We start from the raw sequence: 14,964 nt of genomic DNA on the forward strand, positions 1-14,964 counted from the left end.
AATGAAGGTACTCGGTTATACTGTGGGTTGTAAATGACCTTAGACGCTGGTCGTCGAGAGTATGATGTGAGGACGGGTTAGATGCCCTATTTATTAAAAAATTTTAATTATGTGCTCTTTTTCAAGATCATATAATTAAATTTTTTTAAGGGAGAGGAATGGATAATATGACCTATCGGCAGAGAATATCCTTATTTATTTTTATTGATTCATGTATGGTGTTTACCACCATCTTCTTTAGTCGATTTTTGGTAGGTGGAACCTTTAATGTTATTACTTTTCCAATAGTAATTAGCTTGATAGTCATTTTGCTCAGTCATTATTTCCTTTCATTTAGATTCAAGTTGTATAAAAAGGCCTGGGAATATGCGAGTGTAGGAGAATTATTAAGTATTTTGAAGGTTGTAACATCCTCAATCATCGTCACTGCATTTGTACAACACCTTGTGTTCCAAAATACTTCCTTTCGAATACTTGCCGTTACATGGTTACTTAACTTATTTTTTATTGGGGGTTCTCGATTTAGTTGGAGATTGTATCGAGATACCTTTTTAATAAAATTAAATAACAAGAAAAGAACACTAATTGTTGGTGCAGGTTCTGCCGGTATGATGGTAGCAAGACAATTAAAAATGAATAATGAAGCAGATTTATTGGCAGTTGGGTTTATTGATGATGATGTAAATAAACATAATCTTGATATCTTGGGTATTCCGGTAATTGGTGGAGTAAGTAAAATAAAAGAAACTGTTAAACGTTTTAATATTGATAACATTGTTATTGCTATTCCTTCACTAAGTAAAAAGGAATTAAATAGTATTTTTTTAGAGTGTGCTAAGACAAGTGCTAAAACACAAATCCTTCCAATGCTTGAAGATCTTATTTTAGGGAAAATATCAGTTAATCAATTTTGCGATGTTCAAGTTGAGGATTTATTAGGCAGAAATCCCGTTGAATTAGATATTAGTAGTATATCAGGATATCTTTTGGATAAGGTTGTACTAGTAACGGGTGCTGGAGGATCGATTGGCTCAGAAGTTTGCAGACAAATATCTATTTATAAACCAAAGGAACTAATTTTATTAGGCCATGGTGAAAATAGTATATATTCCATAGAGATGGAATTAAAAGAATCCTATAAAAATAAAGAAATTGAATTTATTCCAGTCATTGCTGATATTCAAGATCTTAATAAAATGAGGTTTGTAATGAGTACATACAGACCTGATGTTGTCTACCATGCTGCTGCTCATAAACATGTACCATTAATGGAGTGTAACCCGGAAGAGGCAGTAAAAAATAATATTATAGGAACTATGAATGTTGCAAACGCAGCTAGTTGGAATGATGTTAAAACCTTTGTCATGATTTCCTCTGATAAAGCTGTGAACCCAACAAGTATAATGGGTGCAACAAAAAGGATAGCCGAAATGATCATTCAAAATTTGGATATGGAAAGCAGTACTAAATTCGTTGCAGTTCGTTTTGGTAATGTCCTTGGTAGTAGTGGGAGTGTTATCCCTCTATTTAAAAATCAAATCAAAAAAGGTGGACCTGTTACTGTTACACATCCTGAAATGGTCCGTTACTTTATGACAATTCCGGAAGCAACGAGGCTTGTCCTTCAAGCAGGTGCTTTGGCAAATGGGGGAGAGATATTTATTTTAGATATGGGGGATCCGGTGAAAATTGTTGATTTAGCTACGAATTTAATAAAACTTTCAGGAAATTCTCTTGAAGAAATAGGTATTGAATTTACCGGAATAAGATTAGGAGAAAAGCTCTATGAAGAATTATTAAAAGATGATGAAGTTATTGAGAAACAAATTTATCCAAAGATATACATTGGTAAAGCATCAGAAATACATTTGCAGGAGATATATGAATTAATTTCCAATTGGCCAAAACTAGATAGGAATGAATTAAGAGAACAGCTTTTAAATCTTGCTAACAATAAACTAAACTCTAAGCCAAGTGTATCAGTATCAGTTTTATAGACTAAATAGAAAAGAATAAGAAATATTGGTCATAATGCTTGAATTGTTTTTATATTGGGAGGTGATATTTATGGCAATACTTGTTGCAGGGGGAGCAGGCTTTATTGGAAGCCATACACTAATAGAACTATTAAATGCCGGTTTATGATCTTATTGTTGTTGATAATTTTATAAACAGTAAACCTGAATCGTTACATAAAGTACACGAGATAACTGGAAGAAGTTTTAAGTTTTATCATGTTGATATGATTAAAGAAAAACAACTAGAAAACGTATTTTTAGAGAATCATATCGATGCTGTTATTCACCTTGCAGGAATTAAAGCTGTAAGGAGAATCCGTGAAAAATCCTCTTTGGTATTACAAAAATAACATAATGAGTACGGTTATTCTTACTCAACTAATGCAAAAATATAATGTCAAAAAGTTAGTATTCAGTTCATCAGCAACTGTTAACGGTTTAACTAATAAAGTTCCAATTTCAGAAGACCCTCCACTTAATGCACGTAATCCATATGGTAGGACTAAATTATTCATTGAAGAAATGCTACAAGTTTTATATTCAGCAGATCCGGATTGGAGAATAACTATATTAAGATATTTTAACACGATAGATGCCCATGAAAGCGGAAAGATTGGAGAAGATCCACAAGGGATTCCAACTAATTTAATGCCATATATTACCAAGGTTGTAGTAGGGAAGCTTGAAGTGCTTAATGTATATGGAAATTGTTATCCTACCGTGGATGGGACAGGTGTAAGAGATTATATCCATGTTGTTGACCTAGCAATTGGTCATATAAAGGCATTGGAAAAAATCAGCAATCAACTAGGGATATCTACATATAATCTTGGTACAGGTAAAGGTTGTAGTGTATTGGAATTAGTATCAGCATTCGAATCTGTTACAGGTATTAATATTCAGTATCAAATTACTCAGCCAAGACCAGGTGATTTAGCCATTTGCTATGCGGATCCCTAAAGCAATGAAAGAATTAGGTTGGAAAGCAGAGAGGGGAATCCAAGAAATGTTTTTGGACTCATGGAGATGGCAAGTTAATATTCCAGATGGGTATACAAAGGAAGAAAAATTAATTGGTGGTGTAAAAATTCCTAGCATAACAAAAAGCTAGGAATTTTTAGTTCAAGCACTTCCTTACAAGATCTTGGAGGGGACTATGGAGAAAACAATCAGTCTAATTGATTTTTTTAAAATCCTTAAGCACCGCTGGAAGTTAATTGTGGTTATTACATTGACTGCGGCGATAATTAGCAGCATTATCTCATTTTTTTTATTGACACCTTTATATCAAGCATCTACACAAATACTTGTAAATCAAAAAAATAGTGAGAATCAGTTAGACTACTATTTGTTACAAGGCAATGTGGATTTGATTAATACGTATAGCGTAATAATAAAAAGTCCAGCCATTCTTCAAAAAGTTATTGACGAACTTGAACTCAAACAAAGTGTAGAGGATCTCAATGAGAAAATTACGATTATCAGCCAAGAGAATTCACAAGTGTTTTCTTTGACAATTGAGGATCCTGATGCAGGAAAAGCAGTTGCAATGGCTAATATGGTGTCTGAAATTTTTCAAGAAGAGATTAAAGGCATTATGAACGTTGATAACGTTAGCATTCTTGCAAGAGCAGAATTAAAAGATAATCCTATTCCGGTATATCCACGGCCGATGTTGAATACTTCTATAGCATTTGTAATAGGATTAATGATCGGAATTGGGATAGCATTCCTATTAGAATTAATGGACAATACTCTAAAGGATGATCAAGATGCTGCAGCATACCTTGGACTACCGGTTCTCGGTACTATCGAAAAGGTTTCACGAACTCAAAGTATGGAAGAAAAAGGTTATTTAATTCAGGAAACGGGAAGTGAAACTCTTGAAGCGTAAATCTAAAAACAAAACTAAAAAAACAGTGTATTTAATTGTAAATGAAAATCCAAAATCCCCAATTACAGAACAGTATCGCCTGATAAGGAATAACATTCACTTTTCATCAGTGGATAAAGAAATTAAATCAATAGTAGTCACTTCACCTGAACCTTCTGATGGAAAGACCACTACAGCAGCAAATTTAGCAATAGTACTGACACAGCAAGGAAAAAGGGTTTTGCTTGTAGATACAGATTTAAGAAAACCCTCGGTTCATTATGCGTTTAATACAAGTAATTTAGATGGAATAACCAGTGTGCTAACTAAGGAAATTAACTTAGATTTCGCCATAGCTAAGACCAATGTTCCTAACCTGGATATATTAACTAGTGGGCCCATCCCCCCCAATCCTTTGGAACTTTTAGATTCAAAAGCTATGGAATTGGTAATGGAAGAATTAAAAGATATGTATGAGTATATAGTTTTTGATACACCACCAATACTTGCTGTCACAGACGCGCAAATCTTGGGAAATAAATGTGATGGTGTAGTATTGGTTGTGGCCAGTGGAAAAACCCATAAGGATCAGGCAAGGAAAGCGAAGGATATGTTAGAGAAGGCAAAGTGTCAATTGCTTGGTGTCGTGGTGAATGGAGTCGAATCTAAAAAGAATGGTTATGGTCATTATAGTTAGAGCATTACTCGATAAATTTTCCAAAATAAGGACAGAGTATTTAATCAATTCTTGTTTTAAGTAGGCTTAAAACTTTGCTTAAATCTGGTGATTTCCCTTCTCTACTTTTTTATTTGGGGGTGTAGGATTGATTGATTTGCATTCTCACATATTACCTGGACTAGATGACGGTTCCTCTAATCTTTTAGAGAGTTTGAATATGGCTAAAACAGCTGTAAAAGAAGGTATTACACATTTATTCGCTACACCGCATCATCTGAATGGACAATATTTCAATTCAAAGCGTGAAATCTTGGATAGTGTAATAGAGTTCAATAATCATTTAATACGAGAAAATATTCTCATTACCGTTCATCCAGGTCAAGAATTAAGAATCCATCGTGAATTATTTGCTTCACTGGAAATGAATGAAATATTAACTCTCGACAATAACGGTAAATACTTATTATTAGAACTTCCATCAGGGGAAGTTCCAAATTACACAAGAGAAGTGGTCTATGAACTGTTACTGAAGGAAATCACTCCAATTATTGTACACCCTGAAAGGAACTTAGGGTTTATGGAAGAAAACCATCTGCTTTTTGATTTGATTAATGAGGGCGCATTGACGCAACTTACATCCGGGAGTTTATTAGGGCACTTTGGTAAAAAAGTCAAATCTTTTTCTGGAAAAATCATCGAGCACAACTTGGCACATTTCATTGCAACTGATGCTCATAATGTAGTTTCCAGGGGGTTTTCTCTTCACGAATCCTATGAAATAATTACAAAAAAATTTGGTATTAATCGAACCTTTTATTTTATGGATAATGCCGAATTGCTCTTAAGTGGACAATATATTTACAAAGAGGACCCAGTTCCGATAAGAAAAAGGATATTGGGGATTTTTTAGTATGACAACCTCTTTTAAAAGAATAATTATATATTTTTTAAAATTGAAAGGGAGAAATCAATGAAAAAAACAACACAATTAAAAAACTTAATTTACTCAAATTCTTTGGAATTTATTATGGAGGCCCATAATGGATTGACTGCAAAAATTGTGGAAGAGGCAGGTTTTAAAGGGATATGGGGCAGTGGTCTTTCAATTTCAGCATCAATGGGGGTGCGAGACAATAATGAAGCTTCATGGACCCAGGTACTCGACACATTAGAATTCATGAGTGATGCGACCTCCGTTCCCATTCTACTAGATGGTGATACAGGGTACGGCAATTTCAATAATGCTAGAAGGTTAGTAAAAAAATTGGAGTCAAGAGATATTGCAGGTGTTTGTATTGAAGACAAATTATTTCCAAAAACCAATTCCTTTATTAGAGGGGAAACGCAGCCTCTTGCAGATATCGAGGAGTTTTGTGGAAAAATAAAAGCGATGAAGGACAGCCAGAAAGATGATGATTTTGTTGTGGTGTCCAGGGTGGAAGCCTTCATTGCTGGATGGGGGTTGGAGGAAGCACTTAGGCGTGCCGAGGCATATCGACAAGCCGGAACTGATGCTATCTTGATGCACAGTAAAAGAAGTGATATTTCAGAAATTGAAGCCTTTATGAAAGAGTGGGGGGGCAGACTACCGGTTGTAATCGTCCCAACCAAGTATTACACAGTTCCAACTGATAGATTTAGAGAATTAGGAACCAGCCTGGTTATTTGGGCTAATCATAATCTAAGATCAGCTATAACTGCTATTAAACAAACCTCAGAGCAGATTTATCGGGAACAAACTTTAGCCAATGTTGAGGAACAAATAGTTTCAGTTGACGAGGTATTCCGTCTTCAGGGAGCAGATGAATTAAAGAGAGCTGAGAAACGATATCTTCCTGCCATTGGAAAGAATGTAAGCGCTGTAATATTGGCGGCAAGCCGCGGGGAATTGGATGAGCTTACTGCAGAAATTCCAAAAACCCTTTTGGAAGTCGGTGGAAAGACCTTATTAAATACTCAGGTGGATGAATTCAAAAAGGTTGGTATCAAAGATATATGTGTAGTAAGGGGATTTGGAAAAGAGCAGGTTGCTGGTACAAATTTTTCAGTTATTGACAATGATTTACACTACAAAACTAAGGAGTTGTATTCCCTATACCTTGCAATGGATCAAATTAAAGAAAATACAATTATTAGTTATGGAGATATCATTTTTAAAAATTATATTTTAAATGACTTGCTTAATGATATGAGCGACATTACTCTCATAGTGGATGCTGATGTACAAACGATTAGCAATGACAAAGACTTCGTCTCAACAAATATTCCTTACTCGAAAAAACTATATTCAAGTACTGTCGAATTTATCAAAATGTCAGGGAACATGGAAGTAAATGAAATAAATGGTGAATTTATAGGGCTCTGGAAGGTAACAAAGAATGGTGCTGGCATTGTGAAGAGAGCAATAGCTGAATTAACGGAAAGACATGATTTTAAAAATCTCACATTGGCAGATCTTTTTAATCATATTAGTACGAATCATCCAATTGCAGTGAAATATATTAAGGGTTCTTGGCTAGATATCGATACAATAAAAGACCTACAAAAAGCAGGTGAATTGTTTTGATAAGCACGAAAGCGTTTGGCGATGAATTAAAAAGTCTCGGATTTGATTTTTATAGTGGGGTTCCTTGTTCGTTTTTAAAAAATTTAATTAATTTCGCAATAAATGAATGTGATTATGTTGCGGCAACTAATGAGGGCGAGGCGGTTGCTATTGCAGCAGGTGCATATCTTGGAGGAAAGAAACCGGTAGTTCTCATGCAAAATTCAGGGCTGACAAATGCTGTTTCTCCATTAGTATCCCTGAACTACCCTTTTAGACTGCCAGTGCTCGGCTTTGTCAGTCTAAGAGGAGAGATAGGAATTCCCGATGAACCCCAGCATGAGCTGATGGGCTGTATTACTAACGGGATGCTTGAACTGATGGAAATTAAATGGGATTATCTGTCCGCCGATTTGGAAACGGCAAAGGAACAATTGGATCGAGCCAATTCTTATATTGAGAATAATCAATCTTTCTTTTTTATCGTAAAAAAGAATACGTTTGAAAAAGAAGGGCTGAAGGAACAGAACCTGCTTATAAATGAAAATAGGTTAAAAATCAATCAAACAATAGAAAACGAGTTTCCCACCAGATATGAAACTTTACAGCTTATTAATTCTTTAAAAGATGGAAAAACGGTTCAATTGGCGACAACTGGCAAAACAGGCAGAGAACTCAACGAGGTCGAGGATGTTCCGAATAATTTTTACATGGTCGGCTCAATGGGATGTGTCAGCTCAATCGGACTGGGTCTTGCATTAACGAAAAATGAACACGATCTAGTCGTGATTGAAGGGGACGGAGCCTTGCTTATGAGGATGGGAAGCCTGGCGACAAATGGAAGTTATGCCCCGAAAAATATGCTTCATATCCTGCTGGACAATAATACACATGATTCGACTGGAGGGCAGCTTACAGTTTCGAACAATGTTCAATTCGTCGATATTGCTGCAGCATGCGGCTATTCGAAGTCTATTTATATCCATAATCTATCAGAGTTGGAAACCAGCATAAAAACTTGGAAGAAGGAAAAGCAATTAACCTTCCTCTATATAAAAATAGCCAAAGGTTCTAAGGTAGATTTGGGAAGGCCGAAAATGAAGCCGCACGAAGTTAAAGAGAGATTGAAGGTGTTTATTGATGATTAAAACTGCCGTGATTTTAGCAGGGGGAATGGGCACCCGCCTGGGAGACCGCACAGCGGATAAACCAAAAGGGTTCCTGTCCTTGGAGGCTAAGCCTATTGTTGAAGAATCGATAATAAAGTTGCTAGAGTCAGGGATTGAAAAGGTCATCATCGGGACCGGTTATTTGGCAGAGGTATACGAACAACTTGAAGATAGCTATCCGCAAGTCCGCTGTGTTCGTAACCATGATTATATGGAAACGGGGAGCATGTACACACTATATATTTTAAGAGATTATGTTTCGGAGGACTTTCTTCTGCTTGAAAGCGACTTAATTTATGAAAAGCGGGGATTGGAACAGTTAATAAACCATCAGCAGCCTGACGTGATTTTGGCAAGCGGTTTTACCAATTCAAATGACGAGGTTTTTATTGAAATCAATGAAGACAATCTGCTGGTAAGGATGTCAAAAAACAGAGAAGATCTTAAACAGGCTCAAGCGGAATTAACAGGAATCACAAAGCTTTCCCTGTCGGCTTTTCGTGCATTATGCAGCTTTGCAGATACACAATTTCCAAAAGACCCGCTGCTTGATTACGAAACAGCGTTAGTAGGCATCTCACACAGGATTCCAATCTATGTTCACACTGTAAAAGATTTTGTCTGGTGTGAAATTGATGACGACTGCCATTTGCTTCGGGCAAAGCAGTTTATTTATCCGATGGTCGCTCTAAAAGACAAAAATTTGCCCTCTGTTACAAGGAATCGGTTGCTCAATCCGGGCCCTGCAACAACAACGGATACGGTGAAATATTCACAGGTGGTGCCTGATATTTGTCCAAGAGAGACGGAATTCGGCGAGGTAATGGAAATGATTGCGGCCGAACTGACGAAATTGGCGGGTGACCCAGAAAAATATACGACGGTTTTATTTGGCGGTTCGGGGACGGCGGCGGTTGAGGCGATTTTGAGCTCTGTAATTGGGGAGGATGCAGTCCTTATCATTAATAATGGCGCTTATGGAGAAAGAATGTGCCAGATTGCAGATGTTTATCGAATGAATTATATTGATTTCCGCAGCAGTCCATCCGAAGCGATTAATCTTGATTCGTTAGAGAAAGAAATTCAATCCTCCAACAAGAAAATTACTCATCTCTGCGTTGTCCATAATGAAACAACAACAGGATTACTGAATGATATTTATGCCATTGGGTCCCTTTGCAAAAGGTACAATATCCAGTTAATTGTTGATGCAATGAGCTCTTTTGGTGCCATACCCATTCGGATGGATGAAATGAATATTAGTTATCTTGCCGCTTCTTCCAATAAGAACCTTCAGGGAATGGCGGGAGTTGGTTTTGTTATTGCCAATAGGGCGGATTTGGAGATGACCCGGGATCTTCCACCAAGGAATTTCTATCTTCATCTTTTTTCACAGTATCACTATTTTTCCAAAACAAAACAGCTGCGATTTACTCCTCCTGTTCAAACGCTGTATGCGCTAAGACAGGCGATTATTGAAACCAATTTGGAGGGTGTAGAAAACAGGTACGCCAGATATAGCCAGGCATGGGCGGTTTTAATTGATGGAATCGCAAGGCTCGGTTTAACCCTGCTCGTCCCTAAAAACCATCATTCCCGGATTATTACGGCGATTCGTGAGCCGGAGACCCCTGACTATGATTTTAATAAGATGCATGATTATTTTTCACGTCACGGGTTTACAATTTACCCTGGAAAGCTTGATGAACAGAATACCTTTCGAATTGCCAATATCGGCGATATAACATTGGAGGATATGGAAGTGTTTATCACGCTTCTTGAACAGTATTTAATAAGTATAGGTCATTGTCTTGAAGAGAAAGTATAGGACAAAATTAATAAAAGGCGGCACACCCGATTATGCGGACAAAAAAAGCTTTTTATATTATGATCTCTAATCTCTCGTATCAACTGATTTATACCTTAATCTGGCTGGTTCTGCCGAGGTTATTTATGACCGTTTATGGTTCTGCCATAAACGGTCTTATTTTATCAATTAGACAATTTTTAAATTTTTTTTATATCGTGGAAGCCGGAATCGGGCTTACGTCGATAACAGCTTTGCTAAAGCCGTTGGCATCCGGCGATAGGAACGGTGCCAATAGGATTCTATCCTCGGCAAAGGTTCTTTACAAGCGGGCCGGTTTGATTTTTTTAAGCCTGACCATAATGCTTGCCGTAATCTACCCTTTCATTATTGCCGGACAGGTTAGCTACACATTATCGTTCTCGTTGGTTCTTATTCTTGGCTTTAGCATCTTTTTGGATTTTTTTATCATCGGAAAATATAAGGTATTGCTTGTTGCAGACCAACGGGAATATGTACTGACAGCTATCCAGATTATCAGCTTGATTTTTAATTTAATCGCTTATTTGGTGTTGATTAAATTTGGAATGCATATTTTGTTTGTAAATGGTATTGCATCAATCATGCTGTTATCGAGATCAATAATGGTTGCTTCCTATATCAAGAAAAACTATTCTCATGTCAGTTTTAAAGAAAAGCCAGATACCGCGGTTTTTGCCCAGCGCAAGGATGTTTTTATCCATCAAATAACCGGTGTGATTGTATTTAACAGCCCCATCATTGTTATTACGCTCTTTTTAGGGCTTAAAGAAGTGAGTGTGTACACGACTTATAACATGGTGTTCTCGGCAATCATTATGTTGGTCACTTCCTTTTCGGGGTCGCTGTTTGCTGGAATAGGTGATTTGCTGGTAAGAGGGGAAATGCAGAAGGTGAAAGAGGTTTTTATGATCTTTGAATCGATTTATTTTGCCATGATTGCCTGGGCTTTTTCCACGACTTTTATACTGATTCTCCCATTTATAGAGGTATACACTCGGGGTGTTTCTGATGCAGAATATATTCGGCCCGAATTAGCCATTTTGTTTATTAGTGTGGGAGCTGTCAGCAATATTAGAATTCCGGCGCAAACGCTGATTCATTCTGCCGGACATTTTAAGCAAACAAAAAACCGCGCCATTGCGGAAGCTGCTATAAATCTTAGTGCCTCCCTTTTTTTTGTCCAGATATTTGGAATGGAAGGGGTTCTCATAGGCGCCCTATGCTCTTATCTTTATCGGACGACCGATATCATTTTTTATGCATCCAGAAAAATATTGGATCATTCCTTAACCCTGACCATTTATAAGCTAGGGATTAATTTGCTCTTATCCGTAGCTGCCGTTTTGCCAATTCAGCTTTTTCTGACCATTCAACCTAAAAACTTTATTGAATGGACGGGATACGCCCTGCTCCTTTCTGCTTGGAATTTTGGCATTATCATTGTTGGAAATATCCTGGCAGATCCTAAAATGTCCATGAGCATATTCCAAAGGGGGAAACTCATTCTTTCCAGAAAAAGAGAAGTAATGCATTAATTCGTACAGATTGTAAAGTTTGGTTTTTAGAATGCTTTGATGAAAGGGGGCTAGGAAAATAGCTTCTTTATCTGCTGTTTCTACTACAGAGACGCAAAAGAATCTCTATTATTTTCTGGTTCTTTTGCTTTCTATATTTTTGAATCAAACGAGTATTATTGGAGGAATCAATTTTTCATATAGTGATACTATCATTGTTGCCTTGCTGATTTATTTGTTTTTTAGCGGGATAAAAGTTCCGGGTTACCATACCGTTTATTTTTTATTTTTATCTGCAGCCTTGGTTACCACATCGATTTTTTATACACCTTATAAGTTTGGTGTGACTGCTGAAATTCAGTCCATCCTGACAGATTATATTAAGCTGGCAGTCGTGTTTGCTTATTTCATAGCAGGATTTAATTTAATCCAGGAAAAAGCAGTCCGCTTATCGTTAAAATGGTATTCCATTGCTGCGTTATTAGCAGGAACATTGGGGATTGTCATGCATCTATTTGGACTGACATTCCTTTATCAATGGTATGATTTTGGCGAGTTTCGTTACAATGGATTTATGAACGACCCGAACTACTTTGCTATAGTCCAAATCAGCGCACTGCCGTTTTTTTTGCGGGAGGAAAAAATTTCTTTGAAGGCTAAATTACTCATCTTTGTGATAATTTTAGGCAGCATTTTTTTATCAGGATCTAAAACGGGTTTAATTACTTTAGGTTTATATATGGTAATGTTTATTTTTCGCAGACTTTTTAAAAGGAAATTAAAATACAAAACAGTCTTGTTTACATTTGTATCCATTTGTCTTTTATTAATCATACTGGGGATCTTGCCATTATTTGAATCAAACCTTTCTTTAAATTTGGATAAGAATTTACAATATCAGCGTATGGCTCTGCTCTTTACAGATTTTAACGCTGCGTTCAATGATAGCGGATCCTCAAGACTTACCGTTTGGCTGACAGGGATTCAGTTGATTGGTCTATCACCTTTACTTGGAGTAGGTGTTGGAACGTATACAGCGGTTGCGGAAAAAATATCTGGGATTGGTACAGTTGCTCATAATACGTATATCCAATCTTACTCAGAGTGGGGTGGAATCTTTGCCACCATCTTCTATGTTTATTTAGCCGCCCTGCTGTTCAAAGCCACATTGAACAAAGAAAAGAAAGATACCAATAGAATGTTAAGAGATATTTTAATTGTGTTATTAATTGGATCTATCGCGGTTTCCTTAAATAACGCCAGAATGTTTTGGTTTTTCTTGGGTGTATTGATTTGCAATCTGAAAGGGAAGCAGCAAAGCTAAGATACATAGAAAAGCCAAAAATTTGAAGGTAAGTGAGGCCGAATTATGGAAAATTTATTAAAAAATCTTTTTTTTAAACTTGGAATTTACGAATTTGCAAAAAGGTATTTCATGAAGCCATATGTAAAATTGATTGGAATCCTATTTAATTTAAGCGCCAAAAAGGCAATCAAGACCTTAGTAGAAGCCATGAGTCAAAATAATTGGAGGTACTGGTTAGAGTTCGGAACCTTGCTCGGAGCCGTTAGAGATAAAGGATTTATTTCCCACGATTTTGACATCGATATTGCAATGTGTATTGACGACAGGGACGAACGGATGGAACAAATATTAGCTGCAAGAGGGTTTAAATTAAAGAAAAGAGCGAAACTGTTGTCCGGACAAATTATTGAGGAAACCTATAAATATAAAACGGCAACAATTGATATCTTTTATGCTTATAAACTGGAGGATCAAATCAAGATTTTTGAATTTCAAAGCTTCAATAATCTAAGCCCGGATGAATGCATAAAACAATTTGGCGGCTTACGGGTCAGTGAATATTGTTTGTCAAAATTTGAATTAACTAAGTATGATTTCTACGGTTTACAGGTATGGGTCCCGGATAATTATCATTCTCACCTTGAAGAATTATATGGGCGAAGTTTTATGATAAAGAATAAAAATTGGAGCATTGATTCCTGTGAGGTCAGAAAATTAACCAATCATTTAGCCGTCATTGAGCACGTATAGAGAATGCCTATAATCGATGAAAGGATGTGATCGGTTGAAAAAATATGTGTTTATCGCCAATGGCAATAAGCCCACCCCTGAAGAACAAATGAACATGGATAAAATAAAGCTGAGTAATTTTAGTTTGCCATGTGTGGAGGCGGCCCTAGAACAGGGGTATAAAATTTTCATGGGTGTAAATCGAAAGACGGCCGAAAATCTGGAATGTGAAGGCTATGATATTATATTCTATGATTCTAGTACGTTTCGCAGCTTGTTGGATATTAAAAGTAACTTCACTGCCTTTAAAAATTTGTTGTCCCTGCTGAAAAGGGAACAAATCGACGTCATTCACTGTAATACTCCCATTGGCGGCATCATGGGACGATTATGCGGAAAATTGGCGAAGGTTCCGAAAGTAATTTATACAGCTCATGGTTTTCATTTTTATAATGGGGCCCCCTTGATAAATCGGACATTTTTTAAATGGGCTGAAATGATTATGGCTCGATTCACAGATGCCATCATAACAATGAACCAGGAGGATTTTGAAGCAGCCCAAAAATTTAATTTAAGAAAGGGCGGAAGGGTTTATTATATACCTGGTGTTGGAATTGATACCGAGCAATATCAACTTGAAAGTTTGGACAAAAGAAAGATCAGAGAAGCTATTGGTTTAAGAGGTGACGATATTGCTATCATATCCACTGGTGATTTGATAAAAAGAAAGAATTTTAACACTGCAATAACAGCCATCGCGAAAGCGAACAACCCCAAGCTGCATTTTTTGATTTGCGGGAAAGGTCCTGAATTAGACTCGCTAACAGCTTTAGCAAAAGAACTTGGGGTAGACAATCAAATACATTTTTTGGGTTTTCGATCAGATATCAAGGAATTACTGCATATATCTGATCTTTTTTTGTTTCCAAGTATTCAGGAAGGGCTGCCCCGATCATTGATGGAAGCAATGGCTTCAGGGCTTCCATGTATTGTTTCCAACGTACGTGGGAATGTGGATCTAATTGAACATGGCAATGGGGGCATGTTAATCAATCCTTTTGACGCAAATGGGTATGCAAAGGCCATTAATGAACTTATAGCAAACGAAAATTTAAGGTTCGAAATGAGCTCGAATAACTTAGAGGCAATCAAAAAGTTTGATGTGGAAATTGTGAAAAAAGAAATGAATGAAATTTATAAACATATTCTAGTGGATAGGTATGAAGGAGGTGTCATTGATTTAAAGCTTCGTATGTAAACTGGCTAATTAGCATGAAAGGAT

At 36.7% G+C, this 14,964-nt stretch carries 11 protein-coding genes and 1 pseudogene; all 12 read left to right on the forward strand.

Annotation, left to right across the window (positions count from 1 at the left end):
• Positions 1 to 167 precede the first annotated feature (167 nt).
• Positions 168 to 1,997: a polysaccharide biosynthesis protein gene (locus tag TR08_RS14190; protein ID WP_045519144.1), complete on the forward strand. Its 1,830-nt coding sequence runs from the start codon at positions 168 to 170 to the stop codon at positions 1,995 to 1,997.
• 70 nt (positions 1,998 to 2,067) lie between these two features.
• A pseudogene (gene galE / locus TR08_RS14195) lies at positions 2,068 to 3,129 on the forward strand (UDP-glucose 4-epimerase GalE).
• Between the two features lie 45 nt (positions 3,130 to 3,174).
• Positions 3,175 to 3,912 carry a YveK family protein gene (locus TR08_RS14200; protein WP_045519146.1) on the forward strand — a complete coding sequence of 246 codons (738 nt, stop codon included), beginning with the start codon at positions 3,175 to 3,177 and terminating at the stop codon, positions 3,910 to 3,912.
• A complete protein-coding gene (locus TR08_RS14205) occupies positions 3,893 to 4,588 on the forward strand; it encodes a CpsD/CapB family tyrosine-protein kinase (protein ID WP_370576311.1) in 696 nt (231 codons plus the stop codon). Before TR08_RS14200 ends, TR08_RS14205 begins: the two co-directional genes overlap by 20 nt.
• 127 nt (positions 4,589 to 4,715) lie before the next feature.
• Positions 4,716 to 5,480, forward strand: coding sequence for a tyrosine-protein phosphatase (locus TR08_RS14210; protein WP_045519157.1), 765 nt, complete (start codon positions 4,716 to 4,718; stop codon positions 5,478 to 5,480).
• 60 nt (positions 5,481 to 5,540) lie between these two features.
• Positions 5,541 to 7,136 carry a phosphoenolpyruvate mutase gene (gene aepX, locus TR08_RS14215; protein ID WP_045519159.1) on the forward strand — a complete coding sequence of 532 codons (1,596 nt, stop codon included), beginning with the start codon at positions 5,541 to 5,543 and terminating at the stop codon, positions 7,134 to 7,136.
• Positions 7,133 to 8,263, forward strand: coding sequence for a phosphonopyruvate decarboxylase (gene aepY, locus TR08_RS14220; protein ID WP_045519161.1), 1,131 nt, complete (start codon positions 7,133 to 7,135; stop codon positions 8,261 to 8,263). The genes aepX and aepY overlap by 4 nt, the downstream gene beginning before the upstream one ends.
• On the forward strand, positions 8,256 to 10,112 hold the full coding sequence (locus TR08_RS14225; RefSeq protein ID WP_045519162.1) for a 2-aminoethylphosphonate aminotransferase: 1,857 nt from the start codon (positions 8,256 to 8,258) through the stop codon (positions 10,110 to 10,112). Before aepY ends, TR08_RS14225 begins: the two co-directional genes overlap by 8 nt.
• Positions 10,113 to 10,144: 32 nt before the next feature.
• Complete coding sequence (locus TR08_RS14230) at positions 10,145 to 11,668, forward strand: lipopolysaccharide biosynthesis protein (protein ID WP_052427467.1); 1,524 nt, start codon at positions 10,145 to 10,147, stop codon at positions 11,666 to 11,668.
• A 139-nt stretch (positions 11,669 to 11,807) separates the two neighbouring features.
• On the forward strand, positions 11,808 to 12,971 hold the full coding sequence (locus tag TR08_RS14235) for an O-antigen ligase family protein (protein ID WP_152597427.1): 1,164 nt from the start codon (positions 11,808 to 11,810) through the stop codon (positions 12,969 to 12,971).
• A 45-nt stretch (positions 12,972 to 13,016) separates the two neighbouring features.
• A complete protein-coding gene (locus tag TR08_RS14240; RefSeq protein ID WP_045519164.1) occupies positions 13,017 to 13,703 on the forward strand; it encodes a LicD family protein in 687 nt (228 codons plus the stop codon).
• A gap of 34 nt (positions 13,704 to 13,737) precedes the next feature.
• Positions 13,738 to 14,940, forward strand: a complete 1,203-nt coding sequence (locus TR08_RS14245; RefSeq protein ID WP_152597428.1) for a glycosyltransferase family 4 protein — start codon at positions 13,738 to 13,740, stop codon at positions 14,938 to 14,940.
• Positions 14,941 to 14,964 lie beyond the last annotated feature (24 nt).

This window comes from Neobacillus niacini (assembly GCF_000759675.1).
Taxonomy (GTDB): domain Bacteria; phylum Bacillota; class Bacilli; order Bacillales; family Cytobacillaceae; genus Neobacillus; species Neobacillus niacini_A.

Coding starts and splice junctions, on each gene's coding strand:
- aepX (WP_045519159.1), top strand. CDS start 5,541: ATGAAAAAAACAACACAATTAAAAAACTTAATTTACTCAAATTCTTTG.
- TR08_RS14240 (WP_045519164.1), top strand. CDS start 13,017: ATGGAAAATTTATTAAAAAATCTTTTTTTTAAACTTGGAATTTACGAA.
- TR08_RS14225 (WP_045519162.1), top strand. CDS start 8,256: ATGATTAAAACTGCCGTGATTTTAGCAGGGGGAATGGGCACCCGCCTG.
- TR08_RS14230 (WP_052427467.1), top strand. CDS start 10,145: ATGCGGACAAAAAAAGCTTTTTATATTATGATCTCTAATCTCTCGTAT.
- TR08_RS14200 (WP_045519146.1), top strand. CDS start 3,175: ATGGAGAAAACAATCAGTCTAATTGATTTTTTTAAAATCCTTAAGCAC.
- TR08_RS14190 (WP_045519144.1), top strand. CDS start 168: ATGACCTATCGGCAGAGAATATCCTTATTTATTTTTATTGATTCATGT.